The following is a 25,406-nucleotide window of genomic DNA, read 5'->3' as shown; positions in this document are numbered from 1 at the left end:
GCTGCGAAGCGCAGACCCGAGAATCTCGTGACGATGAGGCGCCAGCCAGCGCCTCGTCCGGCCTGAGATGCTCGGACAAGCCCGAGCATGACGGCTAGAAGCTACCGCGGCACGACCTTGCGGTAGAGATGCCAGCTGGCGTGGCCGAGCACCGGCATCACGATGATCAGGCCGACCAGCACCGGCAGCGAGCCGAGCACCAGCAGCGCCGTGATCGTCAGGCCCCAATACATCATCACCCGCGGGTTCTTCTCGACCGCCGCGACCGAGGTGCGGACTGCCGTTGCCATGTCGACATGACGGTCGAGCATCAGCGGGAAGGAAACCACGGTTATCGAGAAGACGACGATCGCGAAGAGCAGGCCGAGCGAGTTGCCGAGGATGATCAGCGTCCAGCCGTTCACCGTGGTCAGCAGTGGCGTGGCGAAGCTCTCGAAGGAATCGAGCGGGACGTCGCCCATCAGCCAGCGATAGATGATCCAGGCGCTGAACAGCCAGGTGAGGAAGGCGCCGGTCAGGAGCGCGCCGAGCAGGGCGATCTGGCCGATGCCGGGCGAGTGCACGACATCGAGCGCATGCTTCCAGGAGGTGTCCATGCCGAGCTCGCGGCGGCGGCTGATCTCGTAGAGGCCGATCGCTGCGAACGGGCCGAGCAGGGCGAAGCCCGAGGCCAGCGGGAACAGCAGCGGGAAGATATTGTAGCTCACCGTCAGCCGGGCGAGCAGAATCCCTGCGATCGGATAGATCAAGGCGATGAAGAGCAGATGGCTCGGCTGGGCCATGAAGTCGGAATAGCCCTGCCTCAGAGCATCCTTGATGTCGGCGATGCCGATCTCGCTGACGGGCAGGGCGTCGGGCGGTGCAGCATCATTCGCCGCCACGTGGTCGTGATGGAGATGGGTATCGGCCATGGCGTTCTTCCCGGTTCGGCCCGGTTCGCCTTAGCGGTCCTGACGCTATCCTCCGGTCAAGACCTGCGAGGCGTCGAGCATCCATTCTCAGCGGGGAAAGCTTACACCCGACCTGCTCCTGCCACAAATCGGCGTGCCCAAATCGTGAAACAGGAGCTTCGCAGAAAACTTCCCCTGAACTAGAACTGCGCCATGGCCGATCCTGTTCCCACGCCCGTCGAAGATTTGACACCCGAGGATGCGCGCGCCGAGCATGAACTGCTCGGGCCCGAGATTGCCGCCGCGAATGCCGCCTATCACAGCGACAGCGCGCCGATCATGGACGACGCGACCTTCGACGCGAAGTTCCGCCGACTCACTGCGCTGGAAAGCGCCTTCCCCGAGCTCAAGGGGAGTGAGGCGCTCTCCGACAAGGTCGGCGCCAAGCCATCGGGCAAATTCGCCAAAATCCGGCATCGTGTGCCGATGCTCTCGCTCAACAACGCCTTCGCCGACGAGGACATCGCCGACTTCGTCACGCGCGTGCGGACCTTCCTCGGCCGCAAGGACGATCAGCCGATCGCCTTCACCGCCGAGCCGAAGATCGACGGCCTCTCGCTCTCGCTGCGCTACGAGAATGGCGAGCTGGTCAGCGCCGCGACCCGCGGCGATGGCGAGGAGGGCGAGGACGTCACGGCCAATGCGCGCACGATTTCCGAGATCCCGCACCGGCTGAAGGGTAAGGATGTGCCCGAGATTGCCGAGGTGCGCGGCGAGATCTATCTCGGCCATGCCGATTTCGCCGCGATCAACCAGCGCCAGCGCGAGAAGGAGGAGCGCGAATTCGCCAATCCGCGGAACGCCGCAGCCGGCTCGCTGCGCCAGCTCGACGTCTCGATCACCGCAAGCCGGCCCCTGCGCTTCTTCGCCTATGCCTGGGGCGAGATGCCGGAGCTGCCGGCGCCGACTCAGTTCGGTGTGGTCGAGGTCTTCGCGCGTTGGGGTTTCAAGACCAACCCGCTGATGGCGCGCTGCGAGAGCGTCGAGGCATTGCTGGCGCATTACCGGTCGATCGAGGCGCAGCGCGCCACGCTCGGCTACGACATCGATGGCGTGGTCTACAAGGTCGACGAGCTCGCGCTGCAGGCAAGGCTCGGCTTCGTCGCCCGCGCGCCGCGCTGGGCGATCGCCCACAAGTTCCCGGCCGAGCTCGCCACCACGGTGCTCGAGGCGATCGACATCCAGGTCGGTCGCACTGGCGCGCTTTCGCCGGTGGCGCGCCTGAAGCCGGTGACGGTCGGCGGTGTCGTCGTCACCAATGCGACGCTGCACAACGAGGACTACATCCGCGGCTTCGATTCGAAGGGGCTGCCGATCCGCGACGGCAGCGACATCCGCATCGGCGACACGGTGACGGTGAAGCGCGCCGGCGACGTGATCCCGCGCGTCGAGGCGGTCGACCTCGCCAAGCGCCCGGCCGACGCGCAGCCTTATGTCTTCCCGGCGACCTGCCCGGTCTGCGGCTCGGACGCGGTGCGCGAGCACAATCCGCGCTCGGGCAAGGAGGATGCGGTGCGGCGCTGCACCGGCGGGCTGATCTGCGCGGCGCAGGCGGTCGAGCGATTGAAGCATTTCGTCTCGCGCGACGCGCTCGACATTGACGGGCTCGGCGACAAGCAGATCGAATTCTTCCACACCGATCCGGACCTGCCGGTAAAGGAACCGGCCGACATCTTCACGCTGGCGCAGCGCGACGGGGGCGAACCTCAAGAAATTGAAGGACAAGGAAGGTTTCGGCGCGACCAGCACCAAGAAGCTGTTCGAGGCGATCGACGACCGGCGTAAGCCGCCGCTCAACCGCTTCATCTTCGGGCTCGGCATCCGCCATATCGGCGAGACCAATGCCCGTCTGCTGGCGCGCCATTACGGCTCGTTCGAAGCGCTGGAGGCGGCTTGCCTCGCTGCCGAGAACGCGGAAAGCGAGGAGCGGGCGGCGCTCGATGCGATCGATGGCGTCGGCCCGACCGTGGTCGAGGCACTGCTGCAGTTCTTCGCCGAGGAGCACAACCAGCAGATGCTCGGCCGGCTGCTTGCCGAGGTTACGCCGCAGCCGCTGGAGGCGGTGGCCTCGTCCAGCCCGGTCGCCGGCCAGATCGTCGTCTTCACCGGCGCGCTCGAACGCATGACCCGCGACGAGGCCAAGGCGATGGCCGAGCGGCTCGGCGCCAAGGTCGCCGGCTCGGTCTCCTCGAAGACCGACCTCCTGGTGGCGGGGCCGGGCGCGGGCTCGAAGCTCAAGGATGCCGCCAAGCACGGCGTCAAGGTGATCGACGAGGCCGGCTGGTTCGAGCTGGTTGGCGGGTAACAGCCGCTGTCGATCGAATAAGCGCGTGTCATCCCGGGCGCAGCGAAGCGAAGGCCCGGGATCCATTCCTGAACCGTTCCGGTATGGATCCCGGATCGGCGCCGCTGCGCGGCTTGTCCGGGATGACATTGAGCTAGGTTGAAGGTTGCCCCGCCCCCAGCGTGCAGATCATCCGCGCCACCTCGTAGGACTTCTCGAAGGCCGGGACCGGCAGGAACTCGTAGCGCGAGTGGAAATTATAGGCGCCGGTGAAGAAGTTCGGTGTCGGCAGGCCGCGGGCCGAGAGCGCCGCGCCGTCCGTGCCGCCGCGCATCGGGATCTGCTTCTTCCTGATCTGCAAGCGCTCCAGCGCGCCGAACAGCAGTTCGACCGGGCGCTGGTCGTCACCGAGACTGTCATGGATGTTGCCATAGGTGTCGCTGACCACGCATTCGACCCGGCCGGTCGGATAGAGCGCGGCGATCTCGGCCGCGACCTCGTTTATGCGGCGCTTGCGGGCTTCAAAGCTCTGCCTGTCGAAATCGCGGATCAGCGCGCCGAGCCTGGCCTCGCTGGCATTGGCGGTGATGGTGTTGAACCAGACATAGCCCTCGCGGCCTTCGGTGTTCTCCGGCGTCTGCGCCCTGTCGAAGCGGCTGACGAAGTCCTGCGCCATCAGGACGGGGTTCACCAGCACGCCCTTGGCCGACATCGGATGGGTGCTGACGCCAGTCAGGGTGATCTCGGCGCTGGCCGCGTTGAAGTTCTCGATCACGACTTCGCCGAGCTCGCAGCAGTCGATCGTGTAGGCGAAATCGCAGGGGAAGCGGGCGAGGTCGAGCACCTTGGCGCCGCGCAGGCCGATCTCCTCGTCCGGGACGAAGGCGACGGCGATATCGCCATGCCGGTCCTGCGGGACGAGATTGGCGAGCAGGGTCATGATCACCGTGATCGCCGCCTTGTTGTCGGCGCCGAGCACACTGGTGCCGTCGCTGGCGATGATCTCGGCGCCAGCCCAGTCGCGCAGCTGCGGATGCTCGGCGACGCGCAGCCAGATGTCCTGATCGCGGTTGAGGCAGAGGTCCTTGCCCTCGAAACGCAGCAGCTGCGGGCGGATCTCGGGCGAGAGGCCGGCATCGAAGGTGTCGAGATGGGCGATGAAGCCGATCTTGGCTGCGCCCGGCACCGTGCCGCGCTTCACCGCCGTGACGGTGGCGTGCTCATCGATGACGACGTCGTCGAGGCCGAGCGCACGCAATTCATCGGCCAGCAGTTCGGCGAGGCGCTGCTGGCCCGGCGTGCTTGGGAGCGTCGTCGCCTTGATGTCGCTCTGGCTGGTGACAGCGAGATAGCGGAAGAAGCGCTCGATCAGTTGCTGGCGGATGCTCATCTCGTCGTCCGGGTCGATGGAGAATCGCCGAACGATAGAGCGCTTCGCCTCAGGCTGCGACCGCCGGCTCGCCGATAGTGACGGTGAGCGAGCCGAGCGTCTCGATGCTGCCGACGAGGACGTTGCCGGGCAGCACAGCGCCGACGCCATGGGGTGTGCCGGTCATGATCACGTCGCCCGGTTCCAGCGAATAGTAGTTCGAGAGCGTGGCGATGATCTCCGGCGTGCGCCAGATCATCAGCGACAGGTCGGAATCCTGGCGTGCGGTGCCGTCGACCTCGAGCCTGATGCTGCCGGACGAGGGGTGGCCGACCTGCTCGACCGGGTAGACCGGTCCGCAGGGCGCGGAATGGTCGAAGGACTTCTTCAGCTCCCAGGGAATGCGCGGCCCGTCCGGTGTGTTGAGCAGGCGGCGGCGGGTCATGTCGAGACAGATGCCGTAGCCGAAGATGTGCGACAGCGCCTCGTCCTGCGGGATGTTGTAGCCGCCGGATTTCATTGCGACCATGAGCTCGAGCTCGAAATGGAAGTCGTCGGTCATCGGCGGGTAGGGCACCGTGCCGCCATCCTGCACGACCGCATCCACCGGCTTCTGGAAGATCAGCGGGAAATCGCGCGTCTCGTCGCCACCCATCTCGCGGACATGGGCGACATAGTTGCGGCCGACGCAATAGATTCGCCTGACCGGAAAGCGCGCCGACGAGCCGATGATCGCCAGGGTCGGGCGGGTCGGGGCGGGGACAGCGAGATCTGCGAGCGTGGTCATCGAGCGGCCGTGGCTGGGTGGCGAACAGAGCCAGCATAGGGTGCGCTCATAGCGAGTCCATATAAATCTGCATATTTTTTCTATTTGTATCAGAATATGAATTTAATTTGACACGCCGCCGCGATGATGCATCGTTCTCCCGCTCGCGTCGAAAAACCAAGGGGAACGGGATGAAGCGTAGGCAGTTCATGGCGGCGGCTGCAGGGCTGCCCTTCGCGCTCGCGGCGCCGCAGGCCCTCTCGCAAGCGGTCGACGAGCTGACGATCGTCTATCCGAGCCCGGGCGGGCTCGGCTATTTCGCGCTTTATGCGGCGATCGGCGAGGGCTACTTCGCTGAAGAGAAGCTCAAGATCACGCCGCGCAGCGTCAACGGCTCGGCGGCTGCGATCCAGGCGCTGCTCGCGGGCCAGGCGCAACTCGCCCATCCCGGACCGGGGCCGTTGATGGCGGCGCGCGAGCGTGGCCAGGACCTCGTCTACATCTACAATTACTTCACGCGCAGCCAGTTCAACCTCGTCGTGCCGGAGACCTCCGCCTTCCAGAAGCCGGCCGACCTCAAGGGCAAGGTCATCGGCGTCGGCACCTCCGATGGCGCCGAGGTCGCCTTCGTTCGCTCGATCTTCGATGCCGAGGGCATGAAGGAGGGCGCCGATTACAAGTTCATCACGGTGGGCGAGGGCGGCATGGCGGTGGCCGGCTTCATGCAGAAGGCGATCGACGCCTATGCCTCGGACACCGCCGGCGCAGCGACGCTGAGCCTGCGCGGGATCAAGCTGCGCTCGCTGACGCCGCCGCGCTTCCAGTCCTATTTCGGTAACGGCTATGTCGTTACCCGCAAGTACCTCGACGAGAATCGTGGAATGCTGGAGCGCTTCGGCCGGGCGCTGGTCAGAGGCACCAAGTTCGGCCTCGATCCCGCCAACAAGGCGGCGGTGCTGAAGCATGCGCGCATGGGCAATCCGCAGCAGCTCGAGAACATGCCCTTCGCCGAGGCGCTGATGGAGGTCTATTACCGCCTGACGGCGCCGCTCGATGTCGCCAAGGGCTTTGGCTACAACAACCCCGAGGCCTGGGAGATGTGGCAGAAGACGCTGCTCGCCTCGGGCGATCTCAAGAAGCCGCTCGATGATTTGAGCAAGGCTTATTCGAACGACCTGGTCGCGGCCTGGAATGCGCCGAAATGACACTGGCGGCGACGCAAACGGCCGGGCAGCTCGCCCGGCCGGTCTATGAGCTCAGCGATGTCTCGAAGGTCTATGGCGAAAGCGTCGTCGCGCTGGAGAGCGTCGCGCTGACGTTGCGCCAGGGCGAATTCCATTCGGTGATCGGCTCCAGCGGCTGCGGCAAGTCGACCCTGCTCAAGATCATGGCCGGACTGACGCCGCCCTCGAAGGGCAGGGTGATGCTGGCCGGAACGCCGGTGCTCGGCGCGCGCGCCGATATCGGCATGATGTTCCAGCAGGCGACGCTGTTTCCGTGGCGCACCACCCTGCAGAACATCCTCCTGCCGATCGAGGTGCGCGAGGGCCGTGCCGCGGCCGAGGCCGCTGCGCCGCGTGCGAGGAGCCTGCTCGATCTCGTCGGTCTCAAGGGTTTTGAGGCGACCTATCCCTCGCAGCTGTCCGGCGGCATGGCGCAGCGCGCCGCGATCTGCCGGATGCTGATCTCCGAGCCTAATGTCCTCCTGCTCGACGAGCCGTTCAGCGCGCTCGACGAGATCACCCGCGATTTCATGAACATGGAGCTGCAGCGCATCTGCCGCGAGCGCAACGCCTCCGCCTTCCTGGTGACGCACTCGATCGCGGAGGCTGTGATCCTCTCCGATATCGTCCATGTGATGTCGGCCCGGCCGGGCCGGATCGTGCGCAGCATCGCGATCGACCTGCCGCGGCCGCGTACGCTCGAGATGACGACGCTGCCACAATTCGGCGCCTATGTCGGCGAGATCCGCGGCTTGCTCGACAAGGGGGCCTTCCTGTGAGCGGTGTCGTCGACAAATCAGCTGAAGCACTTCCCGCCGACACGGTCTGGGCCGAGAAGGTCTCGTTCGCCTCGAAGCTGCCGCGCTGGGTCTCGATGCTCGGCCTTCTCGTCCTCTTCCTCGGGCTCTGGCAGGGCGTTACCTCGTCGGGGATCGTCTCGCCGCTGATCCTGCCGACGCCGACCGACACGATCCGCGACATCGGCTTCGTCGGCCGCAACCTCTCCTCAGGCGACTACATGCTGCCGGCCTTCTGGGTCACGGCGAGCGAGGTCGTCTGGGGCTTCGTCGTCGCGCTCGCTATCGGCGTCTCCCTCGGTATCCTGGTCGGCGAGACCAGCTTCGGCGAGCGGGCCGTGATGCCCTATATCGTCGCGATCGACACCATGCCGAAGCTTGCCTTCGCGCCGCTGTTCGTCGCCTGGCTCGGCTTCGGCATCATGTCAAAGGTGGCGCTCGCGGCCTTCATCTCGGTGTTCCCGATCATCGTCGGCACGGCCGCCGGCCTGCACGCGGCGGACGAGAATGCCCGGATGCTGTTCAAGAGCATCGGCGCCTCGCGCCTGCAGACCCTGGTCAAGCTCAAGATCCCGACCGGGCTGCCACAATTCTTCACCGGGCTGAAGATCGCGGCGATCAGCGTGGTCTCGGGCGCGATCGCCGGCGAGTTCCTTGGCGGCGGGGCGGGTTTCGGCGAACTGATCCGCGTCGCCGCCTCGCAACTCGACACGCCGCGGGTGTTCTCGCTGATCATCTATCTCAGCCTGCTCGGCCTCGCGATGTTCGGCCTGGTGTCGTGGCTGCAATACCGGTTCGTGTTCTGGCAGCGTTCGCGTAACAGCATCTCCACCAAGACGCCGCGCCCAGCGGCCTGAACCCGAGAACCCGCATGGCCAAGGCGAGCGAAAAGACCACGCTGTCGACCACGGTCTACCAGAAGCTGCGCAGCGACATCATCCAGGGCGAGTTCCGCCCTGGCGAGAAGCTGCGGATCGAGCCGATCGCGGCGACCTATGGCGTCGGCAGCAACGCGGTGCGCGAGGCGCTGTCTCGTCTCTCGGCGGAGCGGCTGGTCGAACGTTACGAGCAGCGCGGTTTTGCCGTGCCTGCGATCGCGCTCGACGACTGGCGCGTGCTGGTGCGCACGCGCTGCTGGCTCGAGACCAAGGCGCTCGAAGAGGCGATGGCCAATCGCGACGAGCACTGGGAAGAGGGCATCGTGCTCGCCTTGCATCGCCTGTCGCGCTTCCGTTCCGACAAGCCCGAGGAGCGTGCCGGCTGGGAGGATGCACACCGCAATTTCCACCGGGCGCTGCTGGCCAATTGCGGCTCGCCCTGGCTGCTCGAATTCTGCGATATCCTCGCCGACCACGCGGCGCGCTACATCTCGATATCGCACGCCTATGGCGACACGCCGCGCAACGGCCAGAGCGAGCACGAAGCGTTGATGAAGATCGTGCTGAACGGCACGGCAGCAGACGCCTGTGCGCTGCTGGTGGCGCATTACACCAAGACGCTCCAGACCATCGAGGAGCTGTTCGCACAGGGCCGCTTCGCGCAGCTCACCGAGCCTCGCGGCGGGCGCGCCGATGCCCTGATCGACTGAGGGCGTTTGGTCAGGACGTCCCGGGAGGCTGTCCAGCCTCGCCGGACGGCGACGCATCGATCGGCCGTGCCGCTGGCACTGGCGGCTCCATGGCGCGGAAATGGCTCGGCGGCTTGCCGATCACCCGCTTGAAGGCCCGGCTGAAGGAGGCTTCCGAATCGTAGCCGAGGCGGCGGGCGACGGCGGTGATCCGGAGCTTGTCGCGTTCAAGCCATTGCCTCGCCTGGTGCATCTGGACCTGCAGGACATAGCGCGCCGGTGTCTCGCCGACGACACTGGCGAAGCGCTCTGCGAAAGCAGAGCGCGAGGCGTGCATCACCTTGGCGAGGGCATCGACCGTCCAGTCCTCGCCCGGATTGAGATGGATCGCGGCCAGCACGCGCCCGATATCGGGGTCACGCGCGGCGGCGACCCAGCCGGTGGCGCTGCCGCAGCCGCGCTCGACCCAGGAGCGGATCAGGGCGGCGGCGACGACATCGGCAAGGCGGGTGAGGATGCCGCCGGCGCCGACGCGGTCGAGAGCAAGCTCGCATGACATGGTGCCGAGCAGCGCCGGGATGGCGGGCTCGTGCACCGCCATCTCGTGCACCCACATCAGTTCCGGCATCATCCGTAGCATCGGGTGCTGGGCGTCGACGTTGAAGCAGAGGCTGGCGCTGAAGAACAGCGTCGCCTCCCCTTCGCCGCCGCCGCGCGCCTCAGCGATCTCGCCGCAGCATTGCTGGAAGGCGCAGTGCCCGAGCGGCGTCGCCGAGGCGCCGGGCTCGCTGGCCAGCGCATGTTCAACGCCACGTGGCATCAGCACGGCGTCGCCTTGTTCGAGCCGGACCCAGTCGCCCTCGGGCGTGCGCAGCCAGCAGCTTTGCTCGGCCATGAAATGGAACCGCGCTGCGGACTGGGCTGGAAACAGCAGGCACCAGGGCGCGGACATCTGGTAGCGGGCATAGTCGACGCCTTCGAGCCTCAAGCCGCGAAGCATCTCCGACAACGGATCCGGCGCCGATCTTCTGGACGATTGGTCAAGCATGCCGGGTTTTTTAGCATGGAAGCTCCAGGCGGTCACGCCTAACTCCGGTGTCCGATCTTCCTGGAGCGACCTATGTCGGATTCCTTGTCAGCCACAGCCGATGCCGAACTTGTCAGCATCGTGCCCGAAGAGCGCACGGCCGCCTGGCCGGCGGTCTTCGCCCTCTCCATGGGCGTGTTCGCGCTGGTCAGCGCCGAATTCCTGCCCGCCAGCGTTCTGACCTCGATCGCTGCCGACCTCTCGATCAGCGTCGGTGCCGCCGGGCAGACCGTCACGGTGACCTCGCTGGTCGGCGTCGCCGCGGCGATCTTCACGCCGATCCTCACCAGCCGGTTCGACCGGCGCCTCGTGCTCTGGACGCTGTTATCGCTTCTGGCGGTATCGAGCCTGGTCACGGCCATGGCCAACGGCTTTGTCATGCTGCTCGCGGCCCGCTTCCTGCTCGGCATTGCCCTGGGCGGCTTCTGGTCGATGGCGCCGGCGCTGACGCTGCGGCTCGTCCCGGCGCAGTCCGTACCGCGGGCGCTGGCGCTCATCTCGGCCGGCGTGTCGGCCGCCTTCATCGGCGGCGGGCCGCTCGGAGCCTATCTCGACGCGCTGATCGGCTGGCGCATGGTGTTCGGGCTCTCGGCCGGGCTTGCCGGCGTCGCTTTGCTGGCGCTGCTGGTGACGATGCCGGCCCTGCCGCCGCAGACTGCGCCGCGGCTGGGCACGTTGGGTGTCCTGCTCTCGCGCCCGAGCATTCGGCTGATGCTGATCTCGGTCCTTGTCATCATCTCCGGACAGTTCACCGGCTTCACCTATATCCGGCCCTTCCTCGAGCATGCGCCGCAACTCGGCGTCGCGGCGATCACCGTGGTGCTGCTCGGCTATGGCCTCGGCAATGTCGTCGGCAATTTCGCCGGTGGCGCGGTGGCGGGCCGTGGCGTCAAGCTGGCGATCGTCTCGTTCGCGCTGGCGATCGGCGTGCTGGCGCTGGTGATGATCCAGTTCGGCGCCTCGCCGATCGTGGCGGGGATCACTGTCGCACTCTGGGGCTTCGCCTTCGGCTTCGCGCCCGTCGGCTTCCAGACCTGGATGGTGCGCGTCGCGGCCGATCATGCCGAATCGGCGAGCGGGCTCGTGACGGCGGCCTTCCTGGTCGCGATCGCCAGCGGAGCGGTGTTCGGCGGCCTGCTGGTCAACCATGTCGGCGGCCTCGGCCCGATCGGATACATGGCGGTGGCGACGCTCGCCGGTGCGCTCCTGGTGCTCGTCGCCGGCAAGGAGCCGCCGCGTCCCTGAACCCCGACGAATGGCGACGGTCGCGTGATCGTCGCCATCACTTTTCTTCAAGACATGGGGCCGCGGTTCCGCTCTATCTTGCGTCATGGATCTGATCAGCCAAGGCGACGCATTGCTGGAGATGCCGCTCCAGACGGGGGAGCATGCCCGCCTGTTCACGGCGGCGCGTTTCTCCGGGCTGGAATGCCTGTCGGCGAAATTCTCGACCCATACCTATTCGCCGCATGCCCATGAGACCTATGCGGTCGGCACGATCCTCTCGGGCTGCGAGCTCTGGCATGCCCGCGGCCGCACACTCTTCGCCCGCACCGGCGACCTCGTCTTCAACCACCCGCTCGATGTGCATGACGGCGCGCCGAGCGAGGGCGGCTATCGCTACCGGATGACCTATCCGACGATCGAGCTGTTGCGCGAGGTCGCGATCTCGCTCACCGGCGACGAGAGCATCGGCACCCCCTTCTTCCCCGAACCGACCGTGCAGGATCCGGAGGGCTCCGCCCTGTTCTCCGAAGCGCATCGCGCACTGGAGGAAGGCGGAGATGGCCTCGCCGGCGAGGAAGGCCTGCTGCGCGCCTATGGCTGGTGCCTGTCGCGCCATGCCGACCTCTCGATCCGCGAAGTCGGGCGCGAGCACGGGCCGATCTCGCAGGCCAGGGAACTGCTCGAGCAGCGCTATGACGAGGACCTGTCGCTGGCGGACCTCACCCAGCGCTCGGGCCTGCCGCGGCATCACCTGATCCGGGCCTTCCGGCACGAGACCGGGCTGACGCCGCATGCCTATCTCGTCGATGTCCGCATCCGCCGCGCCAGAGAGCGGCTGCGGCGCGGCGAATCCCCCGGCGCGGTCGCGGCCGCTACCGGGTTCTGCGATCAGGCGCATCTGACCCGCGCCTTCAAGGCGAGGCTCGGCGTCACGCCGGGCGTCTTCCGCGCCGCCCATCACGGCTGATGGACACAAGATGAGTTGGAAAGATGAAGCCCGGGCCGGGCTCAACGACATCTGGCCGGCTGCGCTGGCGGCCGTGCCGATCGGCCTGCTCTTCGGCGCGCTCGCTGCCGGCAAGGGGCTGTCGCCGCTCGAAGTCTTCCTGATGAGCGTGCTCGTCTTTGCCGGCGGAGCGCAATTCGCCGCGGTCGAGCTCTGGGCCAGCCCGGCACCGATCGTCGCGTTGGTGTTCTCGACGGCGCTGATCAATGCCCGCCACATCCTGATGAGCGCCTCGATCGCGCCGAAGCTCACGGGCTTCTCGACCGCCCAGATGTTCGGCGGTCTATATTACATGGCCGACGAGAACTGGGCCCTGGCCGAAAAGCGGGCGCGCACCCATCCGGTCACGCCGGCCTACTGGTTCGCCATGATCGTGCCGTTCGTGCTCGGCTGGCTGACGACCTCGACGACGGGCGCGATCATCGGCGCTGCGCTCGGCGATCCCAAGCGCTATGGCGCCGACTTCGCCTTCACCGCTTTGTTCATCGCGCTGACCGCCGCCTTCTGGAAGGGCCGGGTCACGGCCTGGACGGTGGCTGCCGCCGGGATCGCCTCGGCGCTGGCCTACAAGCTCGCCGGGCCGCCCTGGCATGTGCTGGCGGGCGCGCTCTGCGGCCTCGCCGCCGCCTGGGTCGCCGCCGGCGACCTCGCCGAGAAGCCCGTCGAAAGCCCGGCCGAATGAGCCTCGATCCGATCAATCTCGCCGCCTTCCTCGGCATGGCGCTGGTGACCTATCTCACCCGCATCGCCGGCCTTGCCCTCGTCGGCCGGCTCAATCTCTCGCCGCGGGCGCAGGCCGCCTTCGACGCGATCCCGCCGGCCGTGCTGATCGCGGTGATCGCGCCGAGCGCGCTGGCGACCGGCTGGCCGGAAACGGTGGCGGCGCTGGTCTGCGGCCTCGCTGCAACGCGGCTGCCGCTGCTCGGCGTGGTTGCCGTGGGGGTCGCGACCGTGGTTGCCTTGCGCATGGTGGCCTGAGGCCGGCCGGGAGGACACGCATGCGCCCTGTGATGAATTCCGTGGTCGAGGCGATCGGCGATACGCCGCTGGTCCGGCTCGACCGCCTGACGCGGCATCTCGGCGTCGACGGGACCATCCTCGCCAAGCTCGACTATCTCAATCCCGGCTTCTCGAAGAAGGATCGGGCAGCGCTCGGCATCATCGAGGAGGCGGAAACGTCGGGTGCGCTGAAGCCCGGCCAGACCGTGGTCGAGCTCACCTCGGGCAATATGGGCACCGGGCTCGCCATCGTCTGCGGCATCAGAGGCTATCCCTTCATCGCCGTGATGTCGAAGGGCAATTCCGAGGAGCGCGCCCGGATGATGCGGGCGCTCGGGGCGGAGGTTGTGCTGGTCGACCAGCTTCCCGGTTCGGTTCCCGGGCAGGTCTCGGGCGGCGATCTCGAACTCGTCGATCATGAAGCCAAGCGGATCACCAGGGAGCGCGGCGCCTTTCGCGCCGACCAGTTCCATCGCGACGGCAACTGGCTGGCGCATTACCGCACCACCGGACCGGAGCTCTGGGAGCAGAGCGGCGGCACCATCGATGCCTTCGTCGACTTCATCGGCTCGGGCGGCAGTTATGCCGGGGTGACCAGGGCGCTGAAGGAGTGCAGTCCGACGTTGCGCTGCTACGTGGTCGAACCGGCGGGCGCTGCCGCGGCGGCGGGCGAGGCGGTCTCAAGGCCGGATCACCCGATCCAGGGCGGCGGTTACTCGATGGCCGATCTCGCTTTCCTGAAGGATGTGCCGGTCGATGGCTATCTGCAGGTGACGGGGGAGGAGGCGCGCGAGACGACACGGTTATTGGCGCGCCATGAAGGGATTTTCGGCGGGTTTTCGGCTGGGGCCAATGTCGCCGCGGCGCTTCAGCTGCTGCGCGGAGCCGAGGCGGGCAAGACGGTTTCCGTCATCATCTGCGACTCGGGCCTGAAGTACCTGTCGACTGATTTGTGGGAGTGAGCTCTGAGGAGCACTTCGCTGCGAGGAAGAGCGCGGGGAACCCTCTCCTGTAAGGAGAGGGCAGGGTGAGGTGTAGGCCGTTCGACCAGTGCCAAGGGCGCTTGCCGCTCGGTCGGGTTCAGGCCAGTGTTTTCAGTCCGAACACCTCACCCCTACCCCTCTCCTTACAGGAGAGGGGATCCCGCGCCCGCGCCTTCTCTCGCAACGGCAGACACGCCTGCTCCAGCCAGGCCTTCGCCTCGCCCTCGACCAATGGCGCGAGGTTGCTCCAGACCTGGGCGTGATAGGCGTTGATCCAGGCGAGTTCGCCCTCGTCGAGCAATGAGAGATCGATCAGCGCCCGCTCATAGGGGCACCAGGTCACCGTCTCGAAGCCGTACATGGTGCGCTCGGCGCCGGGGATCTGGCGCTCCTCGACGATGATCAGGTTCTCGATGCGGATGCCGTAGGCGCCTTCCTTGTAGTAGCCGGGCTCGTTCGAGAGGATCATGCCGGGCTCGAGCGGCGTGGTGCCGAGCTTGGAAAGCCGCTGCGGGCCTTCATGGACCGAGAGATAGCTGCCGACGCCATGGCCGGTGCCATGGTCGAAATCGAGCCCGGCCTGCCAGAGCGGGGCGCGGGCGAACGCGTCGAGCTGGGCGCCCGAGGTGCCTTTCGGGAAGACTGCGCGCGAGATCGCCAGATGACCCTTGAGCACGCGGGTGTAGCGATCGCGCATCTCTGCCGTCGGCTCACCGACCGCCATGGTGCGGGTGATGTCGGTGGTGCCGTCCTCGTACTGCCCGCCGGAATCGACCAGGAAGATGCCCGGCTCGATCCGGCGATTGCTCGCTTCGGTGACGCGGTAATGCGGCAGCGCCGCGTTCGGCCCGGCGCCGGCGATGGTGGTGAAGGAGACGTCGCGCAGTTCGCCGGTCTTCAGCCGCTCGGCCTCCAGCGCCGCGACGGCATCGATCTCGGTCAGCCTGCCCTTGGGCGCCTCGCGCGCGAGCCAGGACAGGAAGCGGACGATGGCAGCGCCATCGCGTAAGTGCGCGCGCCGGCTGCCGCTGAGCTCCGCTTCGTTCTTTTTCGCCTTCATCAGGGCGATCGGGTCGGCGCCGGCGTCCGGCGTGCCGCCGGCATCCCGGATCAGCGTCGCGAGCGCGGAGGCGGCCGTGCTGGAATCGAGCCGGACCTTGGCCTTGGCTGCGCCGAGCGCCTTGAGCTGCTGCTCCAATGCCTGCGGCGGGGCGATCTCGCCGAGCGCGCCGATGGCGTCGCCGGCCTCGTTGGTGATCTTCTCCGGCGCGAGGAAGACGGTCGGGCGGCCTTCGCGCGGCACGATCGCGTAGCCGAGCGGCAGCGGCGTGTGCTCGACATCGCCGCCGCGGATGTTGAAGGTCCAGGCCAGCGCGTGTGGGTCGGAGAGGACGAGCGCATCGACCTTGGCCTTGGCCAGCTCCTTCTGGATACGGGCGAGCTTGTCGGCGCTGCTCTCGCCGGCATAGGCGGCGGGATGCGCCTTGACCGCAGCGGTCGGCGGAGCAGGGCGGTCGCTCCAGAGCGCGTCGATCGGGTTCGGCGTCACCGGCACGAGCATGCCGCCGGTCGCGGCGACGGCCTTCTCCAGCTTGGCGACGCCGTCGACGGTGTGGAGCCAGGGATCGTAGCCGAGCTTGCCGCCGGCCGGCAGATTGGCCTCGACCCATTTGTCGAGCGGCGTCTCCTCCATCTTGGTCGGCGTCACTACCGCTGTATCGGTCTGCGCCGCCGATTGGATGGTGTAGCGGCCATCGACGATCAGCGCCGCCTTGTCGGCAAGCACGATGGCGTTGCCGGCCGAGCCGGTGAAGCCGGTGAGCCAGGCGAGGCGCGCCATATGAGCGGGGACATATTCGCCCTGGTGCTCGTCGGCGCGCGGGATGATGAAGCCGTCGAGGCCTTGCTTGGCCAGTGCAGCGCGCAAGGCTGCGACGCGTGGCGCGACCTGCGACGGGTCGCTCGGCTCGGAGAAGGACTGGAAGCGGCAGGCGGCTTTGGATCGCGATTCGGTCATGTCAGGCTCTGAGGCTGGATTTCGGCCATGCTCGCCTCGGTGCCCCTGAAAGGCCAGCGCAAAACTGCCGTCTAGCCCCTGCTCTCGAAGCAGGCGCGCATTGGCTCGCATTTGAGCGGATTGCCTCTTGGTTATGCGGTATGCGCAGTTGTTAACGGATTTCTTTTTTCGTTATGCGTTCTGTGCATGTTGTGCATATGCGAACGTATCTTCTCGCAAGTGCGAAGGCGGCCCATTTTAGTCGCATAAGAGAACGAGGAAGCGACCGGGACTGTCCTTCGTGATCTGAGGAGAGACCCTATGACTTATGTGCTGAATTCCACCGACGTCCTTCCGGCCGCGACCCGCGCCGAGGCGACGGAAACCAAGACCGCCGGCCAGGGCTTCTGGCAGCGCCTCTACGCCGCGATGATCGAGAGCCGCCGCCGTTCGGCGCTGCGTGAGCTGCGCGCCCATAGCTATCTGGTGCGCGAGAGCGAGCTGGTGCTCGGAGGCTTCCCGGCGACGACGCTGCAAAGCGACGCCGAGCTGCCTTTCAACCGCTGACCTTCAAGCGCCGCAGGCCGCCAACCGCGCCGCGCGCTCCAAACAAAGGAACCAAGACCATGATCGCCATCGTCAAGCATGCCTATGATGCCGTCGTCGACGCCGCCAAGTTCGCTGCGGCCGTCTGGCATGATGCCCGCGCTCTGCAGGCGCAGGCCGAAGAGAAGTACGGCCACCTCGGCTTCTGAGCAGTAACGGCGGCGAGACCGTCGCCGTTTGTTCGAAGTCTAGGGCCTAGTAGAGGCGGCGCGGCCTGGCGGCTGCGCCGCCTCTTTTCATGACCAAAGTCGCCCAGCCCTCCCGCGAGGTGCGCCGCGCCAGCGCCAGCCCCTGATGGCGATAGGCCGAGACCACGCCGGCGACGTCCATCTCCAGCAATCCCGACAGGATCACCGTGCCGTCGTCCGACAGCGCGCGAGCGATCGCGGGCGCGAGCTTGCGCAGCGGGCCGGCGAGGATGTTGGCAAAGATCAGGTCGAAATGGCGCGGCCGGTTCGCCTTGGCGTGGCGCAGGCCCGGCGCGACATAGAGGTCGAGCGCCTGCGGCGCGTGATTGATCCTGGCATTGCGCGCGGAGACCTCGATCGCGATCGCGTCGATGTCGCCGGCGACGACCTTGCGCTTGACCTGTTTGGCGAGCGCCAGCGCGAGGATGCCGGTCCCGGTGCCGACATCGATGGCGTTGCGCGGCCGGCGCTTCTTCAATTCGGCGTCGAGAGCCAGCAGGCAGCCGGCAGTGGTGCCGTGATGGCCGGTGCCGAAGGCGAGGGCCGCCGCGATCTCGATGGCGACGTCGTTGATGCGCACCGCTTCGCGATCATGCGAGCCATGGACGAGGACACGGCCGGCGCGGACCGGCTGCAGGCCCTCAAGGCTGGCCGCGACCCAATCCTTCTGGTTGACCGTAGTGAAGGGCGTGGAATCGATGCTGTCACCGACGATCGGGCGCAGCATGTCGCGCACCGCGTCCTCGTCCGGATGCGTCGCGAAATAGATCTCGACTTTCCAGGGCGCGTTGAGCGAGAGCGTAGTGACGCCGGTCTCGACCTCGAAGGCCGAGACGGCGGTCTCGGTCGGGTCGAAGACCTCGCCCAAGAGCTCGGTCAAGGCTCGCGCCTTGTCGCCGCTGGTTTCGAGTTCGAGGACGGTCGCGACCGTCGATGGCAGAAGGCCTTCGCGCATGGCGGGGAATTAGCAGGGCCTATCAGGATTGTCATTCGGTTCGGCTGCCTCCTCCCGGTCGTCCCGGGCGGAGCGAAGCGGAGACCCGGGGCCCATGCCGGAACGGTTCAGGCATGGGTCCCGGATCGGCGCCGCTAACGCGGCTTGTCCGGGACGACCTGCGAGGGGTACTGAGCGTTCAGCCGTGCTGCGCGTTCAGCTGGACGAAGACCGCTGCGATCTGTCCGTTCTCGGCGGCGAAGCGTAGCGGCTTGCAGCGCTCGACGATGATCTCGCCGGAGGCCGGCGCGCTTTCGAGCAGGGCCATCACCTCGGCGATGAACTCCGCCAGCGGCATCGCCGCGGGATCGATCGCCTGCTGCGGGCCGAGCAGTTCGGTCTGGACGTAGGGCGGGGCGATCTCGATGACCTCGACCGAGGTCTTTTTGAGTTGTTCGCGCAGCGCCATCGACCAGGAATGGATTGCCGCCTTGCTGGCGCTGTAGCTCGGCGTCGTCGCCAGTGGCACGAAGGCGAGGCCGGATGAGACCGTGACGATCGCCGCATGCGGCCGGGTCTGAAGATGCGGCAGCAAGGCGGCAGTCAGCCGGATCGGCCCGAGCAGGTTGGTCGCGATGGTCTCCTCGGCCGTGCCAAGAAAATCGCCGGCCGCGACCGTCTCGCTGCGCATGATGCCGGCATTGTGGATGACGACATTGAGTTCCGGAAAGCTTTCGACCGCCTGCCGGGCGAAGGCCGCGACGTCGTCCTTGTCCTGGATGTCGAGCAGGAGCGCTTCCATGCCCGGATTGGCTGTCGTCACTTCGTGGAGGAGCGTCTCACGCCGGCCGGCGATGACGACCTGGTTGCCGGCCTTGTGGAAGGCCTCGGCGAGCGCGCGGCCGATGCCGGAGCCGCCGCCGGTGATGAGGATGGTGTTGCCGGTGATGTTCATCGCAAATCCCTTTTCTGGTTGCGAGACATCAGCTGGCGTCGATACTCTTCAACGGAAAGAAGGCGCCCAGAAGTTCGATACGCACCAAAAGGAGAGTGTCGCAATGCAAGCGATCCGCGAGGCGATGGCGACCATGCACAGGCGCAGCGAGGAGATTCCGCCGGTCTCGAAGGCGGTGGAATCGCTGGTGCGCCAGGTGATCGCGCAGGTGGCAGATAAATGGACGATGCTGGTGCTGGAAGCGCTGGAGGAGCGCGGCACGCTGCGCTTCACCGAGGTCGGACGCGCCGTCGGCGGCATCAGCCAGAAGATGCTGACCAAGACGCTGCGCGAGATGGAGCGCGACGGGCTCGTCGTCCGCACCGTCCACCCGGTGATCCCGCCGCATGTCGACTACACGCTGACCGAGCTCGGCCGCGAGCTTAGCGCTGCGTTCTGTGGCGTGTGGACCTGGGCCGAGACGTACTATGCCGAGGTCTCGGCGGCGCGGCGGGCGTTCCGGGAGCGGGAGTAGGGGTAGGTGCTATTCCGCCGCCGGCTGGAAGGCGAGGCGCGGGGTTGGAATGAGCGCGATCGCGTGGGCCGCCATATCGGCCGCGACTTCGGGATCGGCCTTCAACTCGCTAGGCGTGCGAGGACGCGGAACTGCCTTGCCGTTCCCGACCATCGACTCGATCCAGAGCGCCAGTGCTTCCGGCGCATTCGCCATCGCTTCGTCTAGTGTGTCGCCGGCTGAGAAGCAGCCGGGCAGGTCCGGGAACCAGACGCCGACGGCGTGGTCGGGACCGGCATCCTCGATGATGGCGACGTAGTGGGTCATCTCAATCGCGCGGCCAGCCTGCTTGCTTGTAAATCTTCAACACTAGGCCGGGTCCGAGGGCCTTCTTCGGATGCGGCACGACGATAGTGTCACGTATGCCGGACTTTTTGAAGACATGGTGCGAGCCGGCGATGCGCGCGCATTCCCAGCCCTCGCGTTCGAGGCGACGAATGATGTCGGCGCTGTTGTTGAGCATCGGTGCCTCAAAACAAGTGAATGAGCACCGAACCAGTTATATGAACATTCCCGGACAGTTGTCCCTAAAGCGGGGACAGCTGTCCCCATTGTAGGGACAACTATCCCCAATGAGTGGACCCGCTATCCCGACTTCTGGACGAAGCTGTCCAGCACCATTTTCCTGCCGGCCTTGTCGAAATCGACGGTCAGCTTGTTGCCGTCGACGCTGGCGACCGAGCCGGGGCCGAACTTGACGTGGAAGACGCGTGCGCCGGGGTCGAAGGCCGAGGTTCCCGTCGATTTCGCCGTCAGCTCGCCCTCGATCAGCATCGGGCCGCGCTGGCGGCCGCCACCCGAGCCGAAGCCACGCTGGCCGGCGTCGGAGAAGCCCGAGCCGCCACCCGAATTGAACTTGGCCTTGTTCTCCTGCGCACGCTGCCAGCCCGGCGTCTGGTAGGACGAGCCGAAGCTTTCCATGCGCTCGAAGCGCGAGGCGCCGTAGCCGCCCTGGCTGTAGGCGGTGGGCGCCTGGACGACCTCGACATGCTCCTCCGGCAGTTCGTCGATGAAGCGCGAGGGCAGGCTCGACTGCCAGAGGCCGTGGATGCGGCGGTTCGAGGCGAAGAACAGTTTCAGCCGCTTGCGGGCGCGGGTCAGGCCGACATGGGCGAGGCGGCGTTCCTCCTCCAGCCCGGCGCGGCCGTTCTCGTCGAGCGCGCGCTGGCTCGGGAACAGCCCTTCCTCCCAGCCGGGCAGGAAGACGGTGTCGAACTCCAGCCCCTTGGCGGCGTGCAGCGTCATGATCGAGACGCGCGCCCCGCCATCGCCGCTATCGGCGTCCATCACCAGCGAGACGTGTTCGAGGAAGGCCGGCAGGTCGGGGAATTCGTCGAGCGAGCGGACCAGCTCCTTGAGGTTTTCCAGGCGCCCGGCGGCGTCGGCCGAGCGGTCCTTCTGCCACATCTCGGTGTAGCCGCTCTCCTCCAGCACCAGCTCCGCGAGCTCGCCCTGCTGCATCGCCTCGGCCTTTGCCTGCCAGCGGGCGAAGGCCTCGACCAGCTCGCGCAGCGTTGTGCGGGCCTTGGGCTTCAATTCCTCGGTTTCGACCACGGCTCGCGCCGATTGCATCAGCGAGAAGCCGGTCGCCCGGGCGTGGTTGTGCAGCAGCTGGATGGTGGCGTCGCCGAGGCCGCGCTTGGGCACGTTGACGATGCGCTCGAAGGCGAGATCGTCCGTGGGGCTCACGACGCAGCGCAGATAGGCCATGGCGTCGCGGATCTCGGCGCGCTCGTAGAAGCGCGGGCCGCCGATGACGCGATAAGGCACGCCGACATGGATGAGCCGCTCCTCGATCTCGCGCATCTGCGCGGAGATGCGGACGAGGATCGCGACCTCGGCGAGGTTCTCGCCCTTGGACTGCATCGCCTCGACCTCGTCGGAGATCAGGCGGGCCTCCTCCTGGCTGTCCCAGGCGCCGGTGATGGTGACCTTCTCGCCGGGCTCGTCCTCGGTGCGCAAGGTCTTGCCGAGGCGGCCCTCGTTGCGGGCGATCAGCTTGGCGGCGGTGGCGAGGATATGGCCGGTCGAGCGGTAGTTGCGCTCGAGCCGGACCACGGTCGCGCCCGGAAAATCGTGCTCGAAGCGCAGGATGTTGTCGACCTCGGCGCCGCGCCAGCCATAGATCGACTGGTCGTCGTCGCCGACGCAGGCGATGTTGCGCCGGCCCTGTGCCAGGAGGCGCAGCCAGAGATACTGGGCGACGTTGGTGTCCTGGTACTCGTCGACGAGGATGTAGCGGAAGCGCTCGTGATAGCTCGCCAGCAGCTCCGGATGCTCGCGGAACAGCGTCAGGCAATGCAGCAGGAGATCGCCGAAATCGACGGCGTTCAGCGTTTTCAGCCGGTCCTGATAGGCGGCATAGAGCTTGCCGCCCTTGCCGGAGGCGAAGACGCCGGATTCGCCCGGCGGCACGTCCTTGGGCGAAAGACCGCGGTTCTTCCAGCTGTCGATGAAGCCCGCCAGCATGCGGCCGGGCCAGCGCTTCTCGTCGATCCCTTCCGCCTGGATCACCTGCTTCATCAGGCGGATCTGGTCGTCGGTGTCGAGGATGGTGAAATCGGAGCGCAGATCGACCAGCTCGGCATGGCGGCGCAACAGCTTGGCCGAGATCGAGTGGAAGGTGCCGAGCCAGGGCATGCCCTCGGCAACGGGCCCGACGAGATGGGCGACGCGCTCCTTCATCTCGCGCGCCGCCTTGTTGGTGAAGGTCACCGAGAGGATCTGCGAGGGAAAGGCGCGGTTGGTCGCGATCAGATGGGCGATGCGGGTGGTGAGCACGCGGGTCTTGCCGGTGCCGGCGCCGGCCAGCACCAGCACGGGGCCGTCGGTCGCCTCGACCGCCAGGCGCTGCTCCGGATTGAGCCCCTGGAGATAGCCGGCCGCCGGCTGCGCCGCCGCGCGCGATGCGAGGCCGCCGGGGCGGGGCAGGGGGGCGGAGGTGGTGTTGTCGGACAAGGGATCTGCTTGCGTGATCGTGATTCGTTCACGGTCAATATAGGGGTAGGTGCCGCGGATTGCTCGCCATCACGGATGGTTTTCCGCGATGGCGAGCGGGTCATTGTAAACCCGGCTGCGTCAACGCGCTGGCAGGAGATATCTTAGTCCCTGCGTGAAGCCGCGCGGTGCGACGGAGAGGTGATCCTCGTCGTTCAGGACCACCGATTTCACGCTCAGGCCCGGATACTTCCGGCCGCGCAAGGCTTCTTCCAGGGTCCGGTTGTCGGCGACCATGTCGACGCTCTGGCTGTAGCGCCGGTCGCCTTTACGCTGCGCCTCGTACTCGCCGACATAGAGGAAGACCTTGGCTGGCAGATCGCGGTTCTTGGCGGCATAGCTCGCCTCCAGGCCCAGGGTGTGGCGTTTGTCGTACCAGAGCGACGGGCTGCCGAGGACGTAGCCGCTGAACAGGCCGGGCTCGGTGAAGAGGATTTGCGCGCCGAGCAACGACCCGTAGGAGTGCCCGAGAAAGAGCGCTCTCGCCGGATCGGTGCGGTAGCGCTGTGCGATGAACGGCTTCACCTGATCGCGCAGATAGGTCTGGTAGGCTTGGCCTTGGCCATGGATCGCGCCTGATGGTGCAGTGCTCGGCCCGTTCGGCGTCGGCGTGTAGTCGCGCCGGCGGCTGACCGTGCCGTCTTCGCCCTTGGCATAGGACAGGCCGACCAAGATGAATTCCTCGACCTTGGGGCCATCGAGATTCAGGCGACGGCTGATCTGGCGGATGATCGGGAAGGCATAGTCGGCGTCGGTGACGTAGAGCACGGGATATTTCCGCTGCGGCTCCTTCCCGTAGGACGGCGGCAGGGCGACGAAGACTTGATAGCCCCGGCCTGAGACCGGATCAGGCACGTCCCAGACCTCGCTGTCGGCGATCTCATAGGGGCGGCCTTCGCCCGGCTGTATCTTCACCGCCGATTGGGGCTGGGCTTTTGCCGGGATGACGCCGAGGCTCAAGCCGGCGGTGAATGTGATGACCAGGGTACTCAGGGCGCGTCGCAGCACGTGAAGGCTCTCCGTAGGCCCGCGCCGATGGCGGCGCGCGCGGCGAGGTGCCGGGAGAACTCGGGCGGCAATCGGGCAGGTTCGCAATTCCGGGGCGCCGGCATAGGTTGGTGGTTAATGACGGGGCGGTTCGCGGATTGGAAGGGAAGCTCATGGCCCAGGCATCGCACGCCCATCAGGTCACCAATCAGGTGCCGCCGCTGCAGGACTACGACGCCTACGCCGCCGATCCGGTGCTGAGGGCGGCGGTCGCCGCTTTCGATGCGGGCTGGGCCGATGAGCGGCTGCACGAGGCAGGGCGGACGGTCGGCGCAGCCGAGACGATCGAGATGGCGCGGCTCGCCAACCGGCACGGGCCGGAATTGCGCAGCCATGACCGCTTCGGCAACCGGCTCGATGAGATCGAATTCCACCCGGCCTGGCACGCGCTGATGACCCGCGCCATCGGCCAGGAGACGCATGCGCTCGCCTGGAACAAGCCGGGGCCGGGGGCGCAGGTGGCGCGGGCTGCCTTGCAATATCTCTGGTATGGCTGCGAGAGCGGCATCTGCTGCCCGATCTCGATGACCTATTCGGCCATCCCGGTGCTGAAGCAGGACCGGGCGCTCTGGGCGCAGTGGGGCGCGTTGATCTCCTCGAAGAATTACGACAAGCGCCAGGGGCCTGCCGCGGGCAAGCTAGGGGCGACCGTCGGCATGGCGATGACCGAGACGCAAGGCGGCTCGGACCTGCGCCAAATCCAGACCATCGCCTATGACAACCGCGACGGCACCTATTCGCTGCATGGGCAGAAATGGTTCTTCTCGGTGCCGCATTCCGACCTCTTCCTGACGCTGGCGCGTAATGAAGAGGGCATTTCCTGCTTCGTCGTGCCGGGCTGGCGGCCGGATGGCGAGCGCAATGGCATCGCGATCCAGCGCCTCAAGGACAAATGCGGCAACCGCTCGAACGCCTCCTCCGAGGTCGAGTTTCGCGGCGCGATCGGCCATATGCTCGGCGATCCCGGCCGGGGCCTGCGCACCGGCCTGTCGATGAACCACAATACGCGGCTCGACATCGCCGCCGCGTCCGCCGGTTTGATGCGGCAGGCGGTGATGCTCGCCGGCCATCACGCCCAGCACCGCACCGCTTTCCAGCGCCTGCTGATCGACCAGCCGATCATGCAGAACGTCCTCGCCGACCTCGCCATCGAGGCGGAGGCCGCCGCTTGGCTCGCCTTCCGGCTCTTTGCCGCGGTCGACCGGCAGGAGCAGTCGGAGAGCGAGAAGCTGCTGGCCCGGATCGGCGCGCCACTGGCGAAATACTGGGTGGCGAAGCGCACGCCGGCCGTCGTGGTCGAGGCGCTGGAATGCCATGGCGGCAACGGCTTCATCGAGGAGAACCCGATGGCGCGCCATTATCGCGAGGCGCCGCTGAATTCGGTCTGGGAGGGTTCGGGCAACGTCATCTGCCTCGACGTGCTGCGCTCGCTGGAACGCGAGCCGGGCTCGCTGCAGGCGCTGCGCGCCGAATTCCATGCAGTTTCAGGGCAGGACCGGCGCTACGACGCAGCAGTGCAAGTGCTGGACACAGACCTGCATGAGCTCATCCGCCATGAAGGCCAGGCGCGTCTGCTGACCGAGCGGCTGGCGCTGATGCTGCAGGGCGCACTGCTGATCCGCCACGCCCCGCATGCGGTCGCCGATGCCTTTGTGGCGACGCGGCTCGGCGGGCATTGGTCGGGCCATTTCGGCGACCTGCCGCTGGCGGTTGATGCGGCGACGTTGGCGCGGCGGGCGGTGCCGGAGGTTTGAGGCTCGGACAGCGCGGGGAACCCTCTCCTGGAAGGAGAGGGCAGGGTGAGGTGTAGGCTATTTGACCAGTTCCGCGAGCGCTCACCGCGCGGTCGGGTTCAGGCTAACGTTTCCAGTC

The 25,406-nt window shown here is 66.9% G+C and carries 24 protein-coding genes and 1 pseudogene; 14 read left to right on the top strand and 11 right to left on the bottom strand.

Translation table 11 applies throughout. From position 1 onward, the window contains the following. Positions 1 to 101: 101 nt before the first annotated feature. Positions 102 to 911, bottom strand: a complete 810-nt coding sequence (locus tag QO058_RS05795; RefSeq protein ID WP_284170971.1) for a DUF2189 domain-containing protein — start codon at positions 909 to 911, stop codon at positions 102 to 104. A gap of 192 nt (positions 912 to 1,103) precedes the next feature. On the opposite strand from QO058_RS05795, the pseudogene ligA reads away from it, so the two are divergent. Then, positions 1,104 to 3,255 (top strand): annotated as a pseudogene (ligA, locus tag QO058_RS05790) (NAD-dependent DNA ligase LigA). 133 nt (positions 3,256 to 3,388) lie between these two features. On the opposite strand, the gene pepT reads toward ligA, so the two are convergent. Both pepT and QO058_RS05780 read right to left on the bottom strand, forming a co-directional pair. Beyond that, complete coding sequence (pepT, locus tag QO058_RS05785) at positions 3,389 to 4,624, bottom strand: peptidase T (RefSeq protein WP_284170969.1); 1,236 nt, start codon at positions 4,622 to 4,624, stop codon at positions 3,389 to 3,391. Positions 4,625 to 4,673: 49 nt separating this feature from the next. Continuing rightward, entirely contained in the window at positions 4,674 to 5,390 is a 717-nt protein-coding gene (locus tag QO058_RS05780; RefSeq protein WP_284170968.1) for a fumarylacetoacetate hydrolase family protein, read from the bottom strand. 170 nt (positions 5,391 to 5,560) lie between these two features. Here QO058_RS05780 and QO058_RS05775 point away from each other — a divergent pair, with 170 nt between their 5' ends. The 4 genes from QO058_RS05775 to QO058_RS05760 are packed head-to-tail and all read left to right on the top strand — an operon-like array spanning position 5,561 to position 8,977. Beyond that, positions 5,561 to 6,574, top strand: coding sequence for an ABC transporter substrate-binding protein (locus QO058_RS05775; protein ID WP_284170966.1), 1,014 nt, complete (start codon positions 5,561 to 5,563; stop codon positions 6,572 to 6,574). Further along, a complete protein-coding gene (locus tag QO058_RS05770; protein WP_284170965.1) occupies positions 6,571 to 7,371 on the top strand; it encodes an ABC transporter ATP-binding protein in 801 nt (266 codons plus the stop codon). The genes QO058_RS05775 and QO058_RS05770 overlap by 4 nt, the downstream gene beginning before the upstream one ends. After that, the gene (locus QO058_RS05765) at positions 7,368 to 8,246 is read left to right on the top strand and encodes an ABC transporter permease (RefSeq protein ID WP_284170963.1); all 879 of its coding nucleotides are present in this window, start codon (positions 7,368 to 7,370) and stop codon (positions 8,244 to 8,246) included. The genes QO058_RS05770 and QO058_RS05765 overlap by 4 nt, the downstream gene beginning before the upstream one ends. A gap of 14 nt (positions 8,247 to 8,260) precedes the next feature. After that, positions 8,261 to 8,977, top strand: a complete 717-nt coding sequence (locus QO058_RS05760) for a GntR family transcriptional regulator (RefSeq protein WP_284170962.1) — start codon at positions 8,261 to 8,263, stop codon at positions 8,975 to 8,977. Positions 8,978 to 8,987: 10 nt separating this feature from the next. Here QO058_RS05760 and QO058_RS05755 read toward each other — a convergent pair whose 3' ends face one another. Then, positions 8,988 to 10,004 (bottom strand): AraC family transcriptional regulator, encoded by a 1,017-nt coding sequence (locus QO058_RS05755; RefSeq protein ID WP_284170961.1) that lies wholly within the window; start codon positions 10,002 to 10,004, stop codon positions 8,988 to 8,990. 72 nt (positions 10,005 to 10,076) lie between these two features. On the opposite strand from QO058_RS05755, the gene QO058_RS05750 reads away from it, so the two are divergent. The 5 genes from QO058_RS05750 (at position 10,077) to QO058_RS05730 (ending at position 14,237) form a co-directional block, all read left to right on the top strand. Further along, positions 10,077 to 11,288: an MFS transporter gene (locus tag QO058_RS05750; RefSeq protein WP_284170960.1), complete on the top strand. Its 1,212-nt coding sequence runs from the start codon at positions 10,077 to 10,079 to the stop codon at positions 11,286 to 11,288. A gap of 85 nt (positions 11,289 to 11,373) precedes the next feature. After that, positions 11,374 to 12,237, top strand: a complete 864-nt coding sequence (locus tag QO058_RS05745; protein ID WP_284170959.1) for an AraC family transcriptional regulator — start codon at positions 11,374 to 11,376, stop codon at positions 12,235 to 12,237. Between the two features lie 10 nt (positions 12,238 to 12,247). Further along, a complete protein-coding gene (locus tag QO058_RS05740; RefSeq protein ID WP_284170958.1) occupies positions 12,248 to 12,958 on the top strand; it encodes an AzlC family ABC transporter permease in 711 nt (236 codons plus the stop codon). Further along, a complete protein-coding gene (locus QO058_RS05735; RefSeq protein WP_284170957.1) occupies positions 12,955 to 13,254 on the top strand; it encodes an AzlD family protein in 300 nt (99 codons plus the stop codon). The genes QO058_RS05740 and QO058_RS05735 overlap by 4 nt, the downstream gene beginning before the upstream one ends. A gap of 20 nt (positions 13,255 to 13,274) precedes the next feature. Beyond that, the gene (locus QO058_RS05730; RefSeq protein ID WP_284170956.1) at positions 13,275 to 14,237 is read left to right on the top strand and encodes a PLP-dependent cysteine synthase family protein; all 963 of its coding nucleotides are present in this window, start codon (positions 13,275 to 13,277) and stop codon (positions 14,235 to 14,237) included. A gap of 118 nt (positions 14,238 to 14,355) precedes the next feature. Here the strand turns inward: QO058_RS05730 and QO058_RS05725 are convergent, their stop codons facing one another. Then, positions 14,356 to 16,275 carry an aminopeptidase P family protein gene (locus QO058_RS05725; protein WP_284170955.1) on the bottom strand — a complete coding sequence of 640 codons (1,920 nt, stop codon included), beginning with the start codon at positions 16,273 to 16,275 and terminating at the stop codon, positions 14,356 to 14,358. A gap of 300 nt (positions 16,276 to 16,575) precedes the next feature. Between QO058_RS05725 and QO058_RS05720 the strand changes: the two genes are divergently transcribed. After that, on the top strand, positions 16,576 to 16,821 hold the full coding sequence (locus QO058_RS05720) for a hypothetical protein (RefSeq protein WP_284170954.1): 246 nt from the start codon (positions 16,576 to 16,578) through the stop codon (positions 16,819 to 16,821). 59 nt (positions 16,822 to 16,880) lie between these two features. Continuing rightward, positions 16,881 to 17,009, top strand: coding sequence for a hypothetical protein (locus QO058_RS05715; protein WP_284170953.1), 129 nt, complete (start codon positions 16,881 to 16,883; stop codon positions 17,007 to 17,009). A 46-nt stretch (positions 17,010 to 17,055) separates the two neighbouring features. On the opposite strand, the gene QO058_RS05710 is transcribed toward QO058_RS05715, so the two are convergent. Both QO058_RS05710 and QO058_RS05705 read right to left on the bottom strand, forming a co-directional pair. Beyond that, on the bottom strand, positions 17,056 to 18,003 hold the full coding sequence (locus QO058_RS05710) for a 50S ribosomal protein L11 methyltransferase (protein WP_284170952.1): 948 nt from the start codon (positions 18,001 to 18,003) through the stop codon (positions 17,056 to 17,058). A 178-nt stretch (positions 18,004 to 18,181) separates the two neighbouring features. Continuing rightward, positions 18,182 to 18,937, bottom strand: coding sequence for an SDR family oxidoreductase (locus QO058_RS05705; RefSeq protein WP_284170951.1), 756 nt, complete (start codon positions 18,935 to 18,937; stop codon positions 18,182 to 18,184). Positions 18,938 to 19,061: 124 nt separating this feature from the next. Here QO058_RS05705 and QO058_RS05700 point away from each other — a divergent pair, with 124 nt between their 5' ends. After that, positions 19,062 to 19,451: a winged helix-turn-helix transcriptional regulator gene (locus QO058_RS05700; RefSeq protein ID WP_284172826.1), complete on the top strand. Its 390-nt coding sequence runs from the start codon at positions 19,062 to 19,064 to the stop codon at positions 19,449 to 19,451. Between the two features lie 9 nt (positions 19,452 to 19,460). Here the strand turns inward: QO058_RS05700 and QO058_RS05695 are convergent, their stop codons facing one another. From QO058_RS05695 to QO058_RS05680, 4 genes are all read right to left on the bottom strand, one after another. Then, positions 19,461 to 19,757, bottom strand: a complete 297-nt coding sequence (locus QO058_RS05695) for a type II toxin-antitoxin system HicB family antitoxin (RefSeq protein WP_284170950.1) — start codon at positions 19,755 to 19,757, stop codon at positions 19,461 to 19,463. Between the two features lies 1 nt (position 19,758). Then, positions 19,759 to 19,953 (bottom strand): type II toxin-antitoxin system HicA family toxin, encoded by a 195-nt coding sequence (locus QO058_RS05690; RefSeq protein ID WP_284170949.1) that lies wholly within the window; start codon positions 19,951 to 19,953, stop codon positions 19,759 to 19,761. Between the two features lie 122 nt (positions 19,954 to 20,075). After that, a complete protein-coding gene (locus QO058_RS05685; protein WP_284170948.1) occupies positions 20,076 to 22,448 on the bottom strand; it encodes a UvrD-helicase domain-containing protein in 2,373 nt (790 codons plus the stop codon). A 120-nt stretch (positions 22,449 to 22,568) separates the two neighbouring features. Continuing rightward, positions 22,569 to 23,495, bottom strand: a complete 927-nt coding sequence (locus QO058_RS05680; RefSeq protein ID WP_284170946.1) for an alpha/beta hydrolase — start codon at positions 23,493 to 23,495, stop codon at positions 22,569 to 22,571. A gap of 152 nt (positions 23,496 to 23,647) precedes the next feature. Here QO058_RS05680 and QO058_RS05675 point away from each other — a divergent pair, with 152 nt between their 5' ends. Then, a complete protein-coding gene (locus QO058_RS05675; protein ID WP_284170945.1) occupies positions 23,648 to 25,288 on the top strand; it encodes an acyl-CoA dehydrogenase family protein in 1,641 nt (546 codons plus the stop codon). The last annotated feature ends 118 nt before the right edge of the window (positions 25,289 to 25,406 follow it).

The organism is Bosea vestrisii (assembly GCF_030144325.1).
Lineage (GTDB): Bacteria > Pseudomonadota > Alphaproteobacteria > Rhizobiales > Beijerinckiaceae > Allobosea > Allobosea vestrisii_A.
The sequence above is the reverse complement of the archived record's forward strand: the minus strand, read 5'-3'. Positions and strand labels throughout refer to the sequence as shown.